This window comes from Kitasatospora sp. NPDC101157 (genome assembly GCF_044768255.1).
In the GTDB taxonomy this organism is placed as follows: Bacteria; Actinomycetota; Actinomycetes; order Streptomycetales; family Streptomycetaceae; genus Kitasatospora.
In genome coordinates this window covers 19,970-37,305 of the sequence record NZ_JBIWPL010000007.1, presented here as the reverse complement: position 1 = coordinate 37,305, position 17,336 = coordinate 19,970, and the positions used below count along the sequence as shown (strand labels likewise).

Below are 17,336 nucleotides of genomic sequence, written 5' to 3'. Positions count from 1 at the left end.
CACCTGGGAAACCTTCGGCGGCGGCGGCCACGCCCTCACCGTCGACCACAACCAGGACGGCCGCCTCGAAGTCCTCGCCTCCGGCCCCGCCGGAATCTTCCACAAGTACCAGACCAACCCCACCACCTGGTCCGACTGGGAAGCCGCCGGCGGACCGGCCGACTCCAGGGTCAGCAGTGAGCGTTCGCCGGACGGCCGGGTGGAGGCCTTCGCCATCAACGGCACGACCGCCCAGCACATCTGGCAGACCGGAGTGAACGCGCCCTACGGCCAGTGGGACACCTTCGGCGGCGGAGGCACCGAGATCTTCGCCACCGCCAACGCCGACGGACGGATCGAGGTCTTCGGCGCCAGCAGCGCCGGCGTCCACCACAAGTGGCAGACCGGCTTCTCCACCTGGTCCGACTGGACCTGGCTCAACACCACCGCCGGACCGGCCGTCAACTGACCACCCCGCACATCACCCGCGGGCGGGAGCACTCGTGCTCCCGCCCGCGGGCCGTGCCGTTCCCAGGGAATGACCGCCCCGCGCCCGTTCCGCATCCGCCCCGCGACCTCGCCGCCAAGTGGTCTACAACACCATACGGTTTATTGTCATGCTCAAAGAGGTAGCGTTCGTCCGTCCGGCGAGGGCCGGCGGGCGAAACGGGGGAGCGGTGCGCGGGACGGAGGAACGGTGAGCGGGATTCTCGTCCACCTGCCGGAGGGGAACGGCGACGAGGCGGTCACCCTGCGGCTCGGTCCGGGAGAGCGGGCGCGCTTCGGCCGCGGCTCCGCCACCACGCCGGTGGAGCTCCGGCTCGGCGACGAGACGGTCTCCCGGCTCGCCGGCGAGATCCACGCGACCGACGACCACTGGCAGTTGAGCAACCTCAGCAACACCCACGCCTACCTGGTGGAGAACCCGGAGGGCGCCGGAGAGTACCTGCGGGTGCCGCCCCGGCGGATCGGCGCACCGATCCCGTTCGAGTTCTCCCGGGTCGTGCTGCCCTCCCGGCGCGAGACGCCGCTGTCCTTCCAGGTGTTCGCGCCCGACCACGTCTACCTGGACCCGCACTCCCGCGTCGGCTCCTGGGAGAGCCGCACCATGACGGCGTACTCGCTGGACGAGACCGCCACCTACTTCCTGGTCCTGGTCGCGCTCTGCGAACCGTGGCTGCGCGACCGCTCCCCCGCCGCCGTGCCCACCACCCCGCAGGTGGTCGCGCGGCTGCGCAGCCATCCGGCCTGCGCCCGGCTCACCGCCCGCGCGGTCAGCTCGCACATCGACTACCTCGCCGACGAGAAGCTCCGCATCGACCTGCCCGACGGCAACGACCGCGCGGAGCGCCGCAACGGCAAGCGCGAGGCGGTGGTCGGGCTCGCCCTGAAGTTCGGCATCGTCCGCGAGGAGCACCTCGCGCTGCTGCCGCGCCCCGAAGCCGCCGAGCCCGGACGGTAGGGAGGGACCGCGATGCCGCACGACCCGGCCTTCCACGGGGACGGCGAGGAACTGCTGCCGCCCGGCCACCAGGTCGGCGAGTGGACCGTCGTCGAACCCATCGGCGAAGGCGGCTGGGCGACGGTCTACGCCGCCCGCCGGGCCACCCGCTCCGCGCCGGAGGGCACGCCGGAGGAGGACGGCACGGTCGCGCTCAAGGTGCTGCCCACCGCCGGACTGGCCCCCCGTCAGGCCCGCAGCGTGGCCGAAACCGCCCGCCGCGAGATCGAGCTGGCCCGCACCGCCCCGCACCCCCGGCTGGTGCCGCTGCTCGACACCCTCACCCTGACCGCCCCCGACCATCCCGCGCTCGACGGCGCGATCGTCCTGGTCATGGAACGCGCCCGGTGCACCCTGCGCGACCTGCTGGCCACCGGCGTCGACGAGGCCCTGGGCGGCCGGATCATCGCCGGCGTCTGCGAGGGCCTGGCCCACCTCCACCGCTCCGGCTGGGTGCACACCGATCTCAAGCCGGAGAACGTCCTCATCGGCCGCGACGGCGAGGTGCGCCTGTCCGACTTCGGCCTCGCCATCGAACTCACCGGCACCCACGGTCACTCCGCCCCCATGGGTACCCCCGACTACCTCCCGCCGGAACGCTGGAAGGAGCCGCTCGGCGAGCACGGGGTCAAGGTCCGCGCCACCGCCGACATCTGGGCGCTCGGCATCATGATCCACGAGGTGTTCGCCGGCGGCGTGCCGCCCTTCCCCGGCGCCACCCCCACCGCCCGCAGCGCCGCCGCCCAGCAGTACGCCGAGGGCCGTGCCGCCCTGCGACTGGCCCCCGACGTGCCCCCGTTCTGGCGCGCCCTGGCCGCCGACTGCCTCGCCCCCACCCACGCCGCCCGCGCCCCGCACACCGCCGAGAGCCTGCTCGCCCGCATCCGCGCCCACCGGTCCGGCCGCCGCCCGCGCCGCCGGATCCGCCCGCGCGTGCGCGCCGGCCTGCTCGCCGTCGCCGCCTGCGCTGCGGCCACCGCCACGGTCTCCGCCCTCTGGCCGCACTCCGACCGGACCGGCCACCCCGGCCGGATCCGGGTCTTCAACGCCGAACGCAGCTGCCAGGACCGCTCCGACCGCGACCCGGGGTGCAGCCTGGGCCTCGCCGTCGACCCCCGGCGCCCCTACACCGCCGAGAACGTCGTCGCCACCCGCGTCTGGCACAACGACACCCTCGATGCCGAGTGCCAGCTCGCCGCCGGTCTGCCCGTCATCGACGAGGAGGACCGCACCTCCACCCTGTGGTACCGCGTCCATCTCCCCGGTCCCGCCACCACCGCCTGGCTCCCCGCCGTCCGGACCAAGGACCGCCCCGCCCTCGCCGACTGCCCCTGAGCCTCCGCGGCGGACACCCCGCGGGCGACCGGCGCGGGCCGTCGGGGTCCGGCGCGGACCGCGCGGCGCGCTCCTCCGGATCGTTCCGGATTCCGGGCCCGCCGCGCCCGTGGCTAGCTTGGCGACGGCGTCCGCCGGACCGGCGGGCCCGGAGCGCAGGGAGCAGCGATGCCGTCGACCGCCACCACCGGCCGTCCGAGCCCCACCACGACCCGGTCGGGTGCCACCGTCCTCGGGCAGCAGGAGCGCGAGGTGCTCCAGGCGGTCGGCTGCGGCCTGCGGGACGACGAGATCGCCGCCGCCCTCGGCGTCCCCGAGGAGGTCGTGGCCGGGCAGCTGGCTCGCGTCCTCGGGAAGCTCGGGTTGCGCGACCGGGCCGCCGCCATCGTCCACGCCTTCGACTGCGGACTCGTCGCCCCCGGCCGGGGCCCCCGCACCGGGGGCGCGGGACCGGTGCCGCGCGGCGACGGCGGCCGGACGGCCGGTCCGAAGGTGCGGGTCTCCGTCCTCGGACCGCTGCGGGCCTGGCACGGCGGACGGCCCCTGGATCTCGGGCACCTGCGCCAGCAGGCCGTACTGGCGGCGCTGGCGCTGCACCGGGGACGGACCGTCAGCCGGCAGGAGTTGCTGGACGGCGTGTGGGGCTCGGAGCCGCCGGTCACCAATGTGGTGCCGGTCCACGTCTACCGGTTGCGGAAGAGCCTGCGGACCGGGGACTGCCCGGGCTCGGTGATCGAGCACGACCGGTACGGCTACCGCCTGGCCGCCGGTGCCACCGAGGTCGACCTGGCCGACCTGGAGGCCCTGGTGGCAGCGGCCGGTACGGCCCACCGGGCGGGTGACCTGCCCGAGGCGGTCCGCCTCTGTTCCCGGGCGCTGGACCTGTTCCACGGGGAGCCACTGGCCGGACTGCCCGGCCCGCTCGCCGAACTGGAGCGGCTGCGGTTGACCGAGCGCCGGATCACCGTCGCCCAGCGGCGGTCGCGGTGGCGGCTGGCGCTGGGCCAGTTCGCCGGGGCGATCGCCGAGCTGGTCGCCCTGTCCGCCGAGCACCCGCTGAACGAGCCGGTGGCGGCGATGCTGATGGAGGCGCTGCACCGCGGCGGCCGTCAGGCCGACGCACTGGCCGTGTTCGACCGCACGCGCCGCCGGCTCGCCGAGGACCTGGGGGTTCCGCCGAGTCCGGTGCTGCGGCGCACGCACCAGCTGATCCTGCGCGGCGCCCAGGCGGCCCCGGTCCGCACCGGAGCCGCGCGCTGACCGCCGGGACGTCGACGGGCTCCACCGGGACGGTCGCCCGGTGGAGCCCGCGGTGCCTCGGCGCCGTGACGCGGTCAGGAAGCGAAGGCCCGCTCCAGCCGCGGGATCAGGTCCCGGAGGTCCTGTTCCCAGCAGCCGCCGTTGTGGCCGCCGTTGCACTGGCCGCCCCAGGCGGAGCCGTCGCCGTAGTCGACGTAGTAGTAGGGCATGCCCAGGGCGTCCATGTGGTCCTTGACGTGCTTGGACGCGCCTTCGAGCCAGAACTCCAGGTCGGTGGGCGAGCCGTGGCCGTTGCCCACGTAGATGGAGACCCCGACGCCGGCGAGCCTGTCCATGTGCTGGGACGGGTCGGCCGCGTTCCACCGCCAGTCGGCGTTGAACACCGGGTAGGGCGAGCCGAACAGGGCGTCACTGTCCACGCCCGGCTTGTACGGGTCGTTGTTGGGGTCGCAGTACCCGGACGACGAGCCGCAGATCGCGCCCTGCCCGTCGATGAGGGAGGCGACGACGGCCAGCCGCAGGTCCATGGAGTCGGCCGACAGGTCGATGTCCCCCGACAGGGACGCGGTCTGGTTGAACAGCTCGGGGTGGTCCTGGGCGTAGTGGAGGGCGCCGAACCCGCCCATCGAGACCCCGGCGACGGCCCTGCCCTTCTTGGTGGGGACGGTCCGCAGGTTCGCGTCGATGAACGGGATCACCTGGTTGAGGTGGAAGTTCTCCCAGTTCTGGGCCCCGAGCTGGGTGTTCTGGTTCAGCCAGTTCGCGTACCAGCCGCGGGCGCCGCCGTCCGGGATGACGGTGATCATCGCGTTGGAGGTGGTCAGCGCCGGGTAGTTCTGCCGGACCGGGTCGTCGGGCGAGCCGTGCAGGAAGTACAGCACGGGGTAGCGCCGGGCCGGGTCGTCGTAGTAGCCGCTCGGAAGGATGATCTTGATGTGGTGCTTGCCGGTGACCTCGGGTGTGGTCACGGTGAGGTAGAAGTCGGTGGAACCGCCCACGGCCGGTTCGGTCTGGGTCAGGCCGAACCCGTCCGCCATCCTCGGCGGCGCGCCCGTACCGGCGGCCCGGGCCGGAGCGGCCTGAGTGGCCGGAGCGGCCGTGGCGGCCGTGGCGGCCGTCCCGGTGAAGCCGACGACGGCGGCCAGCAGGGCCACCACCGTTCGCCGGCGGTGGAGTGTCCTCGTCACGGTGTTCCCCCTCGTGGTCGTTGTGGTGCGCGGAGCGGCCTCAGCCGAGGACCTTGACCTCCAGCGCCGGTGAGGCCGCGATCTGGTCCTCGGTGTACCGCTCGGTCACCCACTGGCCGGCCGAGAACAGCTTGGTCTGGTCGGCGTAGTGGGGCGAGTTCGGGTTGGCCGACTGGGAGTAGGCCAGCACGGACGCGGACTCGGGCGGGCCGTCGGCGGTGAACCTGGTCTCCTGGATGAAGCTGGAGCCGAAGGTGATGTCGAGCTTGCCGTCGACCGTGCCGGGCGTCACCACGTTCAGCACGCCCAGCTCGTGGATCGAGCCGTGGATCGGGATCTGCTCCCCGTTGCGGGTGACCTTCTGGACGTCCGAGAGCGGCGCGTTCAACGGGATGCCCGCGTTGCGCAGCGCGAGGACGGCCCGGGCGAGCGAGTTGCGGACGGCGTCGTTCCCGGCGTCCAGCGAATTGGGCGTGTGCACCGGGTCCTTGGGGTCGAAGGGGACCCGCCACGGCAGCTTCTCGATCGCCTGCCCGCCGGTCAGGAAGAACCAGAAGTTCTCGAACAGCCAGGAACCCCGGCTGTCCGCCGTGTACTTGTGGTTCCAGGCGGCCAGGATCGGGCACGCCTCACTGATGTTGACCAGGTTGCCGTCCACCAGGACGAGCCCGAACGGTGCGCCCTGGCAGGCGCTCACCGTGGCGTTGAGGGCCAGGTCGGCCGCCCTGCTGTTGTCGGCGAACAGCAGCTGCCGCATGTTCTCCGGTGTGAAGCCCCGGCCCGGCAGGCCGTCGGTGCCGTTGATCCGGTTCTGCGCGGTCACGATCAGTTCCTGGGTGCGCAGCGAGCGCGGCTGCGCCGTGTCGCCCATCACCCGGGGGAACGACAGCGGCTGCTCGGGATTGGCCAGCCAGGCACTGTCGTTGGCGTTGCCCACGAAGTCGGAGCGGATCAGGCGCGGTTGCACGTGCGGGTCCAGCAGCCCGGGCGCGACGGCGTTCGGGTCGTTCGGCCAGTCGCACTCGCTGCGCTTGCCGTCGAAGATGGAGACCGGCGGCACGTTGGGCAGCCGCAGCTGCTGGTTGAACAGCACCTGACCCGTCAGGGTGAGGCAGGACTGGGCGTGGGCGTCGGTGATGTTCGGGGCGGCCTGGATGTCCGCGTAGAGCGCGTTTCCCTTGCGGTCCGAGGCGACGGTGTTGAAGAAGGGGACGCCCTCCGTGGTCTCCAGGGAGTTGACCACGTCGTTGACGTCCTTGGCCTGGTCGAGGTGGAACCAGGTGTTCAACGCCCGCAGGTTGTCCATGTTCGCGTCGCGCACCGCGTGCGCGCTGACCACCCAGGGCAGCGGGGTGCCGAGGATCGAGGTGGTGATCGGGCCGTACCGGGTGGACCAGAGGGTCCTGGTGACCCTGCCGACGGAGCCGTCCGGGTTCAGCACGTCGACGCCGACCTGCTGCGAGGTCATCGGCTGCCAGCTGCCGTCCACCAGGTAGTTGGTCGGGTGCAGCGGGTCCACCTGGACGTCGAACAGCCCGAACGGGGCCACCGTGGCGACGGTGTGGGTCCAGGCGACGTCGTCGTTGTGGCCGATGTTGACGGCGGGCAGGCCGAGCAGGCTGGCCCCGGAGACGTTGAACCGCCCCGGGATGGTCAGCTGCGCCTGCCACATCCGGTTCTTGCCCTGCCAGGGGAAGTGCGGGTTGGCCAGCAGCATGCCGGTGCCGCCGGAGACCCCCTGGGAGCCCACGGCGAGGGCGTTGCTGCCCATGGCGCCCTGTTGGCGGGCGGCGGCCATCGCCTCGCGGATCCGGTTGCCGGTCTCCTTTGGGGAGAGCGCGGGCGCGGCGGCCGGCTGGGCCGCGGCCGACGCCCCTGGGGGTGCGGCGTTCACCTCGCCGTCCAGCAGCGGATCGGCACTGCCCATGATGATCTCGGCGTGCGCGTGCCGGTAGACGTCCAGCTCGGTGATCGGCCGTACCCAGGCCGCGCCGCGGCAGGCGGGGTCGGAGATGTTGTTCACCCCGGTCTCGGCCAGGTAGCGGTTGTACCCCTGGACGTAGCCGTGGATGGCCTGCTTGACCTCCGGTTCGGGGCCCTTGGGCGCGGGCTGGTCGATCAGCCCCTCCACCACGTGGTTGTCGTTGATCCGCTGGAAGTACAGGTCGCTGTTGAGGTTGGTGGTGCTGTTCTGGTTCTGGCCGGGGCTCGCCTTGCCGTCCGGGCCCAGGTAGCGGGACCGCTGGGCATTGACCATCAGGTAGGTGTCGGCCAGCGTGCAGACGTTGTCCTTGGCGGCCGCGTACCCGTATCCCTCCCCCAGCCCCTCCAGGTCGGCGGCGATGATGTGCGGGATGCCGTACTCGGTGTAGCGGATCGTCGGCTTGTCCGGTGCGGCGGCGGCCGGGGATCCCGCGACCGGGGATCCGGCGGCCGCCGTGGTGCCCAGCAGTGACGCCACGGCGACGGCCGCCACCGCCAGCCTCGCCCCGAGTCCCCTCCGCCCGGGGCCCCTCCGCCCGGCCACCCTCCCCCTGGGTGCCCTCCACCCGGGCCCCTCCCGTTCGAGTGCGTTCATCGCCATCGGTCCGTCCTCTCCCTGCCGGTCCGGTTCTTGTCTGTACACGGCCACGCTAGGGAGGGGTGATGACATCCCGATGACGCGCTCCCGCGTCACCCGGCGGGTGGCGCGGGAGCGCGGCTCAGGACCGGGCCGAAGGGCGCCCGACGACTACCAACTCGCCGGGTACCAGGCGCCGTTGTACCACTGCTCATTGGCGCTGTCGTTGTGGTGGTCCATGTTGAAGTCTTCGGGGTAGTTGTTGACGTGGTTGGCCGGGTAGGTCCAGATACCGGCGGACTCGTCGCAGACGTAGTCCCAGTGGCAGATCGTCTTGACCGGCACGTTGCCGAAGAACCGGTCGGCGCCGGCCAGCGGCGCGCCGATGATGCCGCCGAAGGGCACCGCGCCGCCGTTGGCGCCGGGAGGGCCCTGGCGCTTGGGGTCGGCGACGAGGATGGCGTTGACGTTGCCGAAGGTCTGCCAGTTCTCGGTGACCCAGACGTGCACCACCCCGGCGCCCAGGGAGTACCCCGCCATCTTGACGTGCTGGCCCGGGCACGCGGCACGCTGGTCGCGGACCAGCCGGTTCAGCTCGTTGACACCCGCCCGCGTGCTGGCGCCGTTGGGGATCTGGGTGGGGTACCCGACGTGCTGCTGGATGTTTCCGTAGAAGCCGTCGTTGTTCCACGAGCTGCCGGTGCCCCCGACGACGATCGTGTAGGTGCCCTCGCACGGGGCGGTCACACGCGTGGTGGCCGCCTGTGCGGTGGCCCCCTGAACGGCCGACAGCCCGACCGTCAGCAGCAGTCCGGCCGCGGCGGCAGCGATCCTTCGAGCTTGCATTCCATCCTCCCCACGAGGTCGGCCGACCCGCCCGCGCCGTCGCGGCCCGTGGTCGGCCCAGGTCACCGGACGACCATGGCAGCGGCCGATGACACACCGATGAAGCGCCGCGCCGGCCCGGCCGGTCAGACCTCCTCGATGCGCTCCACGATCAGCTCGCACAGCTCGTGGGTGCGCAGCGCGTCGTGGGCGTCCAGGGCTTTCCCGGCCCGCACGGCGTCCAGGAAGGCCAGCACGCACTGCTCGATCCCTCGCTGGCGGGCCACCGACACCCAGTCGCCGCGCCGGCGCACGGTGGGCTGGCCGCGGTGGTCGATCACCTCGGCCAGGTTGCGCACCTCGCGCTTGGAGTCGCCGCCGGAGACCTCCAGCACCTCCTCCGTCGAGCCGGAGACCCGGTTCATGATCCCCAGCGCGGTGAACCCCTCCCCGCCGAGCGTGAGCACCACGTGCTCCACCAGGCCGTCCCGGTCCTTCCGGGCCCGGACGTCCACCTGCTCGACCTCACCGGGCACCAGGAACCGCAGGGTGTCCACCACGTGGATGAAGTCGTCGAACACCAGCGTCCGGGCGGCCTCGGCCAGGCCCTCCCGGTTCTTCTGCAGCACGATCAGGTCGCGCGGGCGCTCCAGCGCCTGCGCGTAGCCGGGCGCGTGGCGCCGGTTGAACCCGACCATCAGCGAGCGGCCGGTGCGGTCGGCCAGGTCGACCAGCCTGCGCGAGCCGTCCAGGGTCTGATCCAACGGCTTGTCCACGTACACGTCCACGCCCGCCGTCAGCAGCTGCTCGACGATCGGCACGTGCTGACTGGTCGCGGCATGGACGAACGCCGCCCGGATCCCGCTCCCGATCAGCTCGCCCAGGTCGGTGAACCGCTTCCCGGCGTCGATCCGGTACGTCTCCCCCAGCCGGTCCAGCTTGCCCCGGTCCCGGGTCATCAGCCGCAGGTCCAGCCCGGGCACGGTGGTGAGCACCGGCAGGTACGCCTTCTGCGCGATGTCACCGAGCCCGACGACCCCGACCGGAAGAAGACCCTCGCCAGAGACAGGGACCGAGTCCATCAGCTTTCTCCCAACGTATGCGCCGAACCGTCACCCCCACCCTATGCACCGGCTGCCGTGCGCCACTCACCCCGTCACCGGCGGCCGCCGGAACGCCCGCCCGGGGGGCGGATGCCCGGCGGCGGGGCGACCAGGCCGCGGGCCTGGAGGACGGGACGGACGCCCTCACCGAACCAGTAGGCCTCCTCCAGGTGCGGGTATCCGGAGAGGACGAAGTGGTCGATGCCGATGGCGTGGTACTCCTCGATCCGGTCCGCGACCTCCTCGTGGCTGCCGACCAGGGCGGTGCCCGCGCCGCCGCGGACGAGGCCGACGCCGGCCCACAGGTTGGGGTGGATCTCCAGCTTGTCCCGTGATCCCCGGTGGAGTGCCAGCATCCGTCGCTGGCCCACCGACTCGCTGCGGCCGAGCAGACGCTGGGCGAATGCCACCTCCTCGTCGCCGATGCCGGCCAGGAGCCGTTCGGCCTCCTGCCAGGCGTGGCGGGAGGAGTCGCGCGAGATGGTGTGCAGCCGGACGCCGAAGCGGACCTCCCGTCCCTCGGCGTGGGCGAGCTCCCGGATCCAGTCGATCTTCTCCTTCACCTGGGCCGGCGGTTCGCCCCAGGTCAGGTAGACGTCGGCGTGCCGGGCGGCGACCGGTCCGGCGGCCGCGGAGGAGCCTCCGAAGAAGATCGGGACCGTGGGCACCGGCGGCACCGGCACGTGCGCACCGGTCACCCGGTAGTGGGCCCCGTCGAAGTCGTACGGGGTTCCGGACCAGGCGCCGCGCACCACGGCGAGGAACTCGTCGGTCCGGGCGTAACGGCTGTCGTGGTCCAGGTGGTCGCCGAAGCGGGCCTGTTCCTCGGCGTCCCCGCCGGTCACCACGTTCAGCAGGAGCCGGCCGCCGGTGGCCCGCTGGTAGGTGGCGGCCATCTGGGCGGCCAGGGTGGGTGAGATCAGGCCGGGCCGGAAGGCGACCAGGAACTTGAGGTGCTCGGTCTCGTGGGCCAGGAAGGCGGTGGTGAGCCAGGCGTCCTCGCACCAGGTGCCGGTGGGGGTGAGGACCGCCTCGAAGCCGAGCCGGTCGGCGGCCTTGGCGATCTGCGCGAGGTACTCGATGTCGGGCCGGCGGACGGCCGCCGCGGCACGGCCCGGGGCCGCGCTCGTGCTCCGGTCGTCGAGGTTGCCGGCGTAGGCGTGGCGGTCGACCAGGCCCCGGCCGTCCCCGCCGGTGGGCAGGAACCAGTGGAGATGGATGGTCATCGTTCGTCGCTCCTGGGGGTCTCAGTTGGCGGGGGCGGTCCTGGTGGCGGACGGGGGCAGACCGGCGTTGAACCGGCGGTCGGTGAAGTCGGCGAAGGAGAAGGAGGCGGGGATCAGCTTCTGCCCGGCGAAGGTCTCCACGATCCGCTGCTCGGACCGGACGGCGTCGTCGTCGAGCGCCACTTCGAACGTGGTCGACTGGGTGCGGCGCACCGAGGCGAGGGCGACGTCGTACGGGATGCCCGCTTCCTCGGACCACACCCGGGCCCACTGCTCCTGGTGCGAGGCCGCCCAGCGCCAGGCGGCGCCGACCCGCTGGAGGTAGTCGCCGACCAGCTCGCTCCGGGCCGGGTCGGCCAGCGCGCGGTCCGAGGCCACCTGGAAGGCGAGCCCGGCGGAGACCTGCTCACCGGTGGCCAGGACGTGCCCGCCGGCCTTCTCGGCGATCGCGGTGTACGGGTCCCAGACCGCCCACGCGTCCACCTTGCCGGAGTTGAACGCGGCCAGTGCGTCGGCCGGCTGGAGGTAGCTCAGGTGCACGTCGGCAGGGCTGAGCCCGGCTCGGAGCAACAGCGCGACCAGGGTGTTGTGCGCGGAACTGCCCTGCGCGACCGCGACGGTCCTCCCCTTGAGCGAGGCCACGTCGGACAGCGCGGACCCCTCGGGCACCAGGACCGCGTCCCCGGCCTCCGAGGAGCGCAGCGCGCCGACGACCTTGATCGGCCGGTGCGCCGATCCGGCGAACACCGGGGGCGTGTTGCCCACCGCGCCCACGTCCACCGAGCCGGCGCCGATCGCCTCCAGCATCGGTGGTCCGGACGTGAACGACGCCCAACTGATGCTGTAGGGCAGTTTTTCGGCCTGCCCCGAGGCATCCAGCAGGGCCTGGGCGGCGCCGCCCTTCTGGTCGCCCACCCTGAGGGTCCGGGCGGGTCCGCTCCCCGCGGACTTCGACGGGGAGGAGCCGCAGGACGCCAGGGTGGCGAAGAGGACGGGGGCGAGAACGGCGGCGACGGCACCGCGACGGAAGAGGCCGGTCATCGAAGTTCCTTCGGTAGGCGGATCAGGAGGAGCTGACGCCGAGTTCACCGAGCAGTGAGCTGCGCAGCGCGACGACGGCGGGATCGGTGGCCGCGCGCGGCCTCGGCAGGTCCACCGTCTCGTCGTGGACGATCGTCCCGGCACGCATCACCAGCACCCGGTCGGCGAGGAGCGCGGCTTCCTCGACGTCATGGGTGACCAGCAGGACCGCGCACCGGCGCCGCTCCCACACGGCCCCGACCAGCCGTTGCGCGGTCAGCCGGGTGAGCGCGTCCAGCGCGCCGAACGGCTCGTCCAGCAGCAGGAGTTCGGGGTCGCGCACCAGTGCGCGCGCCAGCGCCGCCCGCTGCGCCTCGCCGCCGGAGAGGGTCCTGGGCCAGGCGTCGGCCCGGTGCCGGAGGCCGACCTCGTCGAGCGTGTGCTCGGCGAGCGCCCGGTCGGGACGGCCGGGCAGGCCCAGCACGACGTTGCGCCAGACCTTCTTCCACGGCATCAGCCGCGGCGACTGGAAGGCCACGGCCCGGCGCCGGGGGACCAGCACCTCCCCGGTGATCTCCCGGTCCAGGCCGGCGAGGACCTTCAGCAGGGTGCTCTTGCCGCATCCGCTCGCCCCGAGCAGCACGGTGAACTGACCCGGTTCGATGCGTAGGTCGAGTCCGTCGAGGACCGCGTCGGCGCCGAAGGAGCGCCGCAGTGCGCGCACGAGGACGGCGGGCCCAGGTGGTGCCACGGGCCCGACCGTGGTGGTCACGTGCCGCTGAAGGTCGGTCGCCACGACAGCAGGATCCTTTCCAAGGTACGGACGATGAGGTCGGCGGTCAGGCCGAGCAGGGCGTAGACGAGGAGGCAGACGACGATGACGTCCGTCTGGAAGAACTCGCGCGCCTGGTTCATCAGGAAGCCGATGCCGTTGTCGGCGTTGATCGCCTCGCCGAAGACCAGGGCCAGCCAGGAGACCGTCAGCGCGTAGCGCAGACCGGTCATGAGGCCGGGCAGCGCACCGGGCAGGATGATGTGCCGGATCTGCTGACGGCGGTTCAGCCCCAGGGTCCCGCCGGCCTCGACCAGGGCGTTGTCCACACTGCGGATCCCCGCGTGGAGGTTGAGGTAGAGGTTGAAACCGACCCCCAGCGCGATCAGCACCACCTTGGGCGCCTCGCCGATGCCGGCCCAGATGATGAGCAGCGGGATCAGGCCGATGAACGGGACGGTGCGCAGCATCTGCACGATCGGGTCGACCAGGTCCTCACCGAGCCGGGACAGGCCCGAGGCCAGCGCCAGTCCGATCCCGATCAGGCCGCCGAGCGCCAGGCCGTACAGCACCCGCTGCAACGAGACCGCCATGGCGGAGGGCAGGGTGCCGTCGGCGGTCATCTCGACCGCCTTGCACAGGACGGTCACCGGTGGCGGCAGGGCCTGCGCCGGGAGTGCTCCGGCCGTGCCCAGCGCTTGCCACAGGGCCAGCAGCAGGATCGGCGCGACGGAACGCCGCAGCCAGCGGGGTGGACGACGGCGACCGCCCCGAGGGGTGATGGCGACGAGCTCGGGTGGCGGGGCGGCCGCGGTGACGGGCGGGGGCAGGGCGTCGGTTCCAACGGGCATGGCGACTCCTCGGGCAGGTAGGGTCCGGGTGGGCAGGAGGATGCGGCCGGGCAGGCGTCAGCTGCGGACGCGCGGGCGGCCGTGACCACGCATCACGGATGCCGGGTCGGACTGGGGTGTCGAGAGCTGCGCCGCCGCCTCACGGGGCGGGGCGGTCGGACGGATTCCGCGCGGAGCGACGGCGGACCGTACGGACCCGTCGGATCAACGGGCCGGTCGGGGGCTGGAGGCTCTCAGCAGGCGCGACAGGCAGCGGTACAGACCCGCAGGAGGTCGATGTGACCGCGAGTCGTCAGGGCGAGGGAACGCTGCTGCATGCCGGGAAGCTAGCCCGACGGCGCGGCCGGCGTCAACGCCGGTCCGGATCGCGGGCCCCACGGGCACTCAGGGATGGGCACCCGACGACACGACGAGCAGCGTCCGCCCCTCGCTGTCGCCGGCCGGCCGGCAGCGGTGCGGGATGTCCCCCCGGTGGTGTGCGCTCTCGCCCTGGCGCAGCAGCACCGGCGGCTCACCGCGCAGTTCCAGGATCACCTCACCCTGGAGGACGTAGACGAAGTCCTCGCCCGGGTGCTCGAACCACCCGCGCTCCGGCTCCCCGGGGACGAAGTGGTGCCGGTAGGCCTCCATGCTGTCGCTCTGCCCACCGGGGATCAGTACCTCCGCCTCCTGGCCGCCGCCCTCGGTGACCCGGATGGTCTGCGGATCGGTCTGGTGCGCCACCGGGCCGTCGCCGGACCGGGCGCGCAGGAAGGCGCCGGGCGGACAGTCCAGGGACTCGGCGATCCGGTAGATCGAGCTCAGGCTCGGTGTGGCGAGGCCTCGTTCCAACTGGCTGAGGAACGGCTGGGAGAGTCCGGCGGCCGCGGCCAGATCCACCATCCGGATGCCGAGGGCCTTGCGCCGACGGCGGATCGCGGCGCCGACGGCCGCCGTCTCGGGCGACGGGCCTGTCCCGTGCGGGTCCGGAGCTGCCATGTCCCCCAGTATCGCAGTCGGGAGCGGCCCTCCCCGCAGGCTTCATGCCGCCGCAACACCACGGCAACATCGACGGGCGCATATTGATGTGGTCAATATTCTGCGCACCGAACCGGAGAGACCGTGATCGACCAGAACACCCTGCGCCGGCGGGGCACCGGCCTGCGCGCACTCGACCGCGAGCGCGCCTTCGACGGCCTCACACTGATCACCCCGATCGCCGGCCCCGGCGAGGCCTACCTGGTCGACCTCGACGGAACCGAGCGGCACCGGTGGACCCTGCCGTACCCGCCCGGACGCCACGCCCGGCTGCTGCCCGACGGCACGCTCTTCTACCAGGGCAAGGCGCCGCAGCCCGAACCGCTCTTCCCGATCTGGGAGGTCTACCACGGCGGCGTGTTCCTCCAGGTGGCACCCGACGGCACGGTGCTCCGCGAGACCGGCCACCCCTTCCACCACCACGACGCCGAACTCCTGTCCAACGGCAACCTGCTGCTGCTCGCCGTCGAGCCCCTCCCCGCCGAGTTCGCCGCGCGGATCAGTGGCGGCATCCCCGGATCGGAGGCTCCGGGCGGGGTGATCTGGGGCGACGTGGTGTACGAGATGACCTGGGAGGGCGAGATCGTCTGGCGCTGGGCCGCCGCCGAGCACCTCGACCCGGACGGGACCGTCCTCGACCCCCACTACGCGCGCGAGCACTGGCCGATGGCCAACACGGTCAACGAACTCGCGGACGGCTCCGTCATGGTGGGCTTCCGCAGCGCCTCGACGGCAGTGGTCGTCGACCGGCGGACCGGTGACGTGACCTGGCGGCTCGGACCCGACGTCCTCGCCCAGCAGCACTACCCGCACGAACTCGACAACGGCAACATCCTCGTCTTCGACAACGGCTCCTACCGGCAGGGGACTTCGGTGCCGTACTCGCGGGTGGTGGAGGTCGACCGCGCCAGCCGGGCGATCGTCTGGGAGTACCGGGACGACCCGCCGCAGAACTTCTACAGCCCGTACATGTCCAGCGCCCAGCGGCTGCCCAACGGCAACACCCTGATCGCGGAGGGCTCGTTCGGCCGGATCTTCGAGGTCACCGTCGACCGCGAGGTGGTCTGGGAGTACGTCGTCCCCCACTTCGGCTCGTTCGGCGAGGGCGTCGGCCTCGAATCCTCCGGCGGGGCCCAGAACGCCGTCTTCCGGGCGTACCGGTACGCCCGGTCGGAGATCCCGTGGCTGCCGACCGCGGCGGCGTCCCGGCCGGAACCGTCGCGCCCGGCGCCGTCGCCCTCCACGGCGCGGTGACCGACGGCGGCGGAGAGCACCGGCCCGACCGCTCCCGCGGCGGTGCGGGCAGGGCGGTCGGGCCCACGGCCTCCGCCCGGTGCGGTGGCCCGGCCCGCCGTTCAGCGGCTGCCGGGCTCGGGGGGCAGCGGCAGCGGCCGGGAGCAGGTCGAGCGGCGCACGTAGGCGAGGCCGTCGTACTCCTCGGCCAGCACCGTCGGCGCCAGCTCGAAGCGGTAGCTGAACCGGGGTACGCCCGCGCCGAAGCTGCGCAGGAAGTGCCGCTCGGCCAGCCAGCGTTCGACGGCCGGCTCGCCGCGGGCGGCGCGCAGGTCGAGGAGGTGGTCGCCCCGGTGGGCGGCGGCGAGCTGGCCCTCGACGGACTTCGGCCCGCCGCCGCCGATGCCGTGGCGGCGCGGCGGGCGCGCGCGGGTGGATCCGGTGCGGGCCCGGAACGCGCCCTTGCCGAGCAGCAGGCCGAGGGCGTAGTAGTCGTCGCCGTAGCGCTCCCGCAGGTGGCGGCCCATGGCGGGGACGCCGGCCGCGTACCGTCCGGTCATCACATGGCTGTTGTGGGCCCACACGGCCGTCCGCAGTCCGGTGGTCTCGTGGAGTTCGGCGACGGCCTCGGCCATGTAGCGGTCGCGGGCGGCCAGCGATCCCTCCTCGACCGCGCCGTCCGTGCCCAGCGGCGACCGGCCGGCCAGGTCGGCGGCCCGGACCAGGTTGCGGGCGTGGGCGATCGCCCGGTCGGTGGCCGCGGCGCCGGCCGTCGCGGTGTGCGCCGCCCGCGCCTCCTCCAGCTCCGCGAGCAACTGCCTCGCACTGTCGAGCAGTTCACCGGCTCCCTCGGGGTCTCCGGCCGGGGTGCTGTCGCCGATCGCCCGCAGGGTGGCGTGGACGGCGGCCGCGCGCTCGGGCGCCACCTGCCGCAGGAAGGCGTGGAGTTCGCCGGCCGAGTCGGCGCTGCGCTGGGGGTCGATGCCGACGAAGCGGACCCGACGGGCCTCCGGCAGCGCCCGGTTGTGCTCGCGCAGCCACTCGACCAGGGCGAGCACCTCGTAGGTCTTCCAGGTCCAGAAGCCCAGCCGGTCGAGGGCGGCCACCGGATCGCCGGTGCCGTACCGGACGTAGGCGTCCACCGCCTCGGCGGAGGCCGCGCTGGCCTCCATCGCCAGTGCCCCGAAGCCGAGTTCGCGGACCAGGAACTCCAGCAGCCGGTGCTTCAGCCGGAAGAACTCGGCCGTCCCGTGGGTGGATTCGCCGAGCCCGACGATCCGGACCCCGTCCAGCACCGGGCGCAGCGGCGCCAGGTCCGCCGCCGGGTGCCCGGCGTCCAGGCTGTCCAGCGGGACGGCGTTCGCGGCCAGCCACCGCGTCACGTCACTGCTCACACCCACGCCCACGTCCAACTCCTCGCCCCTGCCCGGGCATCCGATCCTACGCGAACCGACCGACGCGTCCGAC

The 17,336-nt window shown here is 73.0% G+C and carries 14 protein-coding genes and 1 pseudogene; 5 read left to right on the top strand and 10 right to left on the bottom strand.

The features are described 5' to 3' along the window. From ACIRVF_RS17110 to ACIRVF_RS17095, 4 genes and pseudogenes are all read left to right on the top strand, one after another. A pseudogene (locus tag ACIRVF_RS17110) lies at positions 1–448 on the top strand (M23 family peptidase); the annotation flags it as partial. A 228-nt stretch (positions 449–676) separates the two neighbouring features. After that, the gene (locus ACIRVF_RS17105; RefSeq protein ID WP_402817618.1) at positions 677–1,441 is read left to right on the top strand and encodes a serine/threonine protein kinase; all 765 of its coding nucleotides are present in this window, start codon (positions 677–679) and stop codon (positions 1,439–1,441) included. A gap of 12 nt (positions 1,442–1,453) precedes the next feature. Further along, complete coding sequence (locus ACIRVF_RS17100; RefSeq protein ID WP_402817615.1) at positions 1,454–2,815, top strand: serine/threonine-protein kinase; 1,362 nt, start codon at positions 1,454–1,456, stop codon at positions 2,813–2,815. Between the two features lie 168 nt (positions 2,816–2,983). Then, on the top strand, positions 2,984–4,075 hold the full coding sequence (locus ACIRVF_RS17095; RefSeq protein WP_402817612.1) for a BTAD domain-containing putative transcriptional regulator: 1,092 nt from the start codon (positions 2,984–2,986) through the stop codon (positions 4,073–4,075). A gap of 74 nt (positions 4,076–4,149) precedes the next feature. Here the strand turns inward: ACIRVF_RS17095 and ACIRVF_RS17090 are convergent, their stop codons facing one another. The 9 genes from ACIRVF_RS17090 to ACIRVF_RS17050 form a co-directional block, all read right to left on the bottom strand. Beyond that, a complete protein-coding gene (locus ACIRVF_RS17090) occupies positions 4,150–5,220 on the bottom strand; it encodes an alpha/beta hydrolase (RefSeq protein WP_402818496.1) in 1,071 nt (356 codons plus the stop codon). Between the two features lie 82 nt (positions 5,221–5,302). Continuing rightward, positions 5,303–7,738, bottom strand: a complete 2,436-nt coding sequence (locus ACIRVF_RS17085; RefSeq protein WP_402817609.1) for a penicillin acylase family protein — start codon at positions 7,736–7,738, stop codon at positions 5,303–5,305. 255 nt (positions 7,739–7,993) lie between these two features. Then, positions 7,994–8,668 (bottom strand): cutinase family protein, encoded by a 675-nt coding sequence (locus ACIRVF_RS17080; protein ID WP_402817606.1) that lies wholly within the window; start codon positions 8,666–8,668, stop codon positions 7,994–7,996. A gap of 125 nt (positions 8,669–8,793) precedes the next feature. Next, positions 8,794–9,729: a Gfo/Idh/MocA family protein gene (locus ACIRVF_RS17075; RefSeq protein WP_402817603.1), complete on the bottom strand. Its 936-nt coding sequence runs from the start codon at positions 9,727–9,729 to the stop codon at positions 8,794–8,796. Between the two features lie 74 nt (positions 9,730–9,803). Beyond that, a complete protein-coding gene (locus ACIRVF_RS17070; protein ID WP_402817600.1) occupies positions 9,804–10,976 on the bottom strand; it encodes an LLM class flavin-dependent oxidoreductase in 1,173 nt (390 codons plus the stop codon). A 21-nt stretch (positions 10,977–10,997) separates the two neighbouring features. Beyond that, the gene (locus tag ACIRVF_RS17065) at positions 10,998–12,017 is read right to left on the bottom strand and encodes an ABC transporter substrate-binding protein (protein ID WP_402817597.1); all 1,020 of its coding nucleotides are present in this window, start codon (positions 12,015–12,017) and stop codon (positions 10,998–11,000) included. A 22-nt stretch (positions 12,018–12,039) separates the two neighbouring features. Continuing rightward, entirely contained in the window at positions 12,040–12,792 is a 753-nt protein-coding gene (locus ACIRVF_RS17060) for an ABC transporter ATP-binding protein (protein WP_402817594.1), read from the bottom strand. Next, the gene (locus ACIRVF_RS17055) at positions 12,765–13,619 is read right to left on the bottom strand and encodes an ABC transporter permease (protein ID WP_402817591.1); all 855 of its coding nucleotides are present in this window, start codon (positions 13,617–13,619) and stop codon (positions 12,765–12,767) included. Before ACIRVF_RS17055 ends, ACIRVF_RS17060 begins: the two co-directional genes overlap by 28 nt. A gap of 384 nt (positions 13,620–14,003) precedes the next feature. Continuing rightward, positions 14,004–14,597, bottom strand: coding sequence for a helix-turn-helix domain-containing protein (locus tag ACIRVF_RS17050; protein WP_402817589.1), 594 nt, complete (start codon positions 14,595–14,597; stop codon positions 14,004–14,006). A 126-nt stretch (positions 14,598–14,723) separates the two neighbouring features. On the opposite strand from ACIRVF_RS17050, the gene ACIRVF_RS17045 reads away from it, so the two are divergent. Continuing rightward, a complete protein-coding gene (locus tag ACIRVF_RS17045; protein ID WP_402818493.1) occupies positions 14,724–15,890 on the top strand; it encodes an aryl-sulfate sulfotransferase in 1,167 nt (388 codons plus the stop codon). Positions 15,891–15,991: 101 nt separating this feature from the next. Here the strand turns inward: ACIRVF_RS17045 and ACIRVF_RS17040 are convergent, their stop codons facing one another. Further along, positions 15,992–17,269 (bottom strand): erythromycin esterase family protein, encoded by a 1,278-nt coding sequence (locus ACIRVF_RS17040; RefSeq protein ID WP_402817586.1) that lies wholly within the window; start codon positions 17,267–17,269, stop codon positions 15,992–15,994. Positions 17,270–17,336 lie beyond the last annotated feature (67 nt).

Coding starts and splice junctions, on each gene's coding strand:
- ACIRVF_RS17100 (WP_402817615.1), top strand. CDS start 1,454: ATGCCGCACGACCCGGCCTTCCACGGGGACGGCGAGGAACTGCTGCCG.
- ACIRVF_RS17095 (WP_402817612.1), top strand. CDS start 2,984: ATGCCGTCGACCGCCACCACCGGCCGTCCGAGCCCCACCACGACCCGG.
- ACIRVF_RS17080 (WP_402817606.1), bottom strand. CDS start 8,668: ATGCAAGCTCGAAGGATCGCTGCCGCCGCGGCCGGACTGCTGCTGACG.
- ACIRVF_RS17075 (WP_402817603.1), bottom strand. CDS start 9,729: ATGGACTCGGTCCCTGTCTCTGGCGAGGGTCTTCTTCCGGTCGGGGTC.
- ACIRVF_RS17070 (WP_402817600.1), bottom strand. CDS start 10,976: ATGACCATCCATCTCCACTGGTTCCTGCCCACCGGCGGGGACGGCCGG.
- ACIRVF_RS17065 (WP_402817597.1), bottom strand. CDS start 12,017: ATGACCGGCCTCTTCCGTCGCGGTGCCGTCGCCGCCGTTCTCGCCCCC.
- ACIRVF_RS17055 (WP_402817591.1), bottom strand. CDS start 13,619: ATGCCCGTTGGAACCGACGCCCTGCCCCCGCCCGTCACCGCGGCCGCC.
- ACIRVF_RS17050 (WP_402817589.1), bottom strand. CDS start 14,597: ATGGCAGCTCCGGACCCGCACGGGACAGGCCCGTCGCCCGAGACGGCG.